At 43.3% G+C, this 1,546-nt stretch carries 1 protein-coding gene; it reads right to left on the minus strand.

Annotated elements, in window-relative coordinates; translation table 11 throughout:
- Positions 1–153: 153 nt before the first annotated feature.
- Positions 154–1,509, minus strand: coding sequence for an IS1182 family transposase (locus A4U59_RS20615; protein WP_070121852.1), 1,356 nt, complete (start codon positions 1,507–1,509; stop codon positions 154–156).
- Between the last annotated feature and the right edge of the window lie 37 nt (positions 1,510–1,546).

Here is a 1,546-nt window from a genome sequence, read left to right on the forward strand (position 1 = left end):
GTGCCCTCGTGCGGGCGAATACCACTCGCTTTCCGCGGACGAACGCCCGAGCCTCCTCGTGAAAACCCACACTGCGGGATCTCGGATCGCCCGTTTTTCCGCAGGAGTCTCCTGGTATTCGCCCGCCCTTCACCGAAAAAGACTCTCCTTCACCTAACTCACCCTGGATAGGTGAAGGGCAATCTTCTTCATGTTTTGGCAAGCAGCCGTCAGTAACGCTTGTTCGCGTACATTTTCTTTTCCGCGCAAGCGACAATAACGCAGCCCATGCAGTTCTTTTGAATCTGCGAAGCTACGTTCCACTTTTTCTTTTCTCATTCGATAAATCCACTTGCCTTCATTAGAAAGGCGGTTCAACCGAACCTGCTCTTTCGAGCCTTCCCACACATGACGGGTAATCGTTTTCTGGAACTTCTTGTTTTGTGTACACTTCGTAAGAAGGGGACAATCCGCACAATTTTCAGGCTTTGATTTGTAATGCCGATATCCCTCACGATCGGTTGTCGCATAGCTTAAAACTTCCCCCTGCGGGCACACATAGACATCTCGTTCTTCATCATATGAATATTTCCATTTCGGAAGTAACCCCTTTTTTGACTGATACCTTCGATGAGCAATAACTCCAAATATTCCTCTCTCCATAATAAGCCCATGACATATTGGGTTCGTCAAATAACCGGAATCCAAACCTACTGCTTCCACGTTAAAGCCAAATCGTTCGATCTGACGATCCAACCGTTGTAAGTAAGGTCTGGAATCATGAATATTTCCTGGAGTCACATGAACATCAGTAATAATGTTATGTTTTAAATCTGTGGTGCGGTGATCAAGATAGAAGAAGCCTTCCGGCTTATTCTCCCGGTAGAGGTAACCACTCTCGCTATCCGTGTCACTGACCTTGATTTCTTTTTTCTTTTTCACCTCCTCCTTTTCTTTCAGAGGCTTTTTTCCATGATCTTCCCGATCTTTCCTTACTGCGTCTTCCAAATCTTCGATGTAGTCTGCCGTTTCTACTTCAACTTCTTGTTTCGTGAATTTCTTCTTATTGGCATTTGCTTTCAAGTGCGTGGAATCTGTGAATAACACACGCCCAGATACCATACGGTGGTTCATCGCTTGAAGTACAATTTCATCAAATATTTCTTGGAAGATATCCGTATCTTTGAAACGAGTACGACGATTCCAGCTGATGGTGGAATGATGTGGCACTGCGTCTGTAAGGTTCAACCCTAAGAACCAACGATAAGCAATATTAGTTTGAATTTGTCGTTCCAATTCGCGTTCGGAACGAACGCCATAGATATAACCAATGAACATCATTTTGAATAAAACAAGAGGATCCAGTGAAGGACGCCCATTGTCTTCCGAATAGTAAGGACGAACTTTTTCCGGAATGAAAGAAAAATCTATGTATTGGTCAATTTTACGGAGGAGATGATTTTCAGGGACAAGCTCATCAATTGTGACCATCTCAATTTCATTTTGTCGTTCTTTTTTGGATTGAAACATCAAATCACCTTTCGTAAATAAGTTATTACTATTGTAA

This window comes from Bacillus marinisedimentorum, from assembly GCF_001644195.2.
Classification (GTDB): domain Bacteria; phylum Bacillota; class Bacilli; order Bacillales; family Bacillaceae_O; genus Bacillus_BL; species Bacillus_BL marinisedimentorum.

Excerpts from the sequence above, each read along its gene's own strand:
- A4U59_RS20615 (WP_070121852.1), bottom strand. The coding sequence starts at position 1,509 with ATGTTTCAATCCAAAAAAGAACGACAAAATGAAATTGAGATGGTCACA.